Annotated in this window: 1 protein-coding gene; it reads left to right on the forward strand. The window is 73.2% G+C overall.

The features are described 5' to 3' along the window. Nucleotides 1–246, forward strand: a 246-nt coding sequence (locus tag A985_RS25365; protein WP_039830307.1) for a DNA-processing protein DprA, incomplete at both ends; no start/stop codon positions are given.

Raw genomic sequence — 246 nt, forward strand, 5'->3', positions numbered from 1 at the left:
TCGGCGACGCGGGCGTGACCGTCGTGTCGGGGCTGGCGGCAGGCATCGACGCTGCCGCGCACGAAGGCGCGCTCGAGACGGCGGGCGGCACCTGCGCCGTCGTGGGCACGGGGCCTGATCTCGTCTACCCGACGCATCATCGCGACTTGGCCGAGCGCATCGCTGAGCGCGGCCTCGTGCTGTCCGCGTTCCCCGTGGGCACACCACCGCGTGCCGATCACTTCCCGCGGCGCAACCGGCTGATTG

The organism is Pandoraea sp. B-6 (genome assembly GCF_000282835.1).
Classification (GTDB): domain Bacteria; phylum Pseudomonadota; class Gammaproteobacteria; order Burkholderiales; family Burkholderiaceae; genus Pandoraea; species Pandoraea cepalis.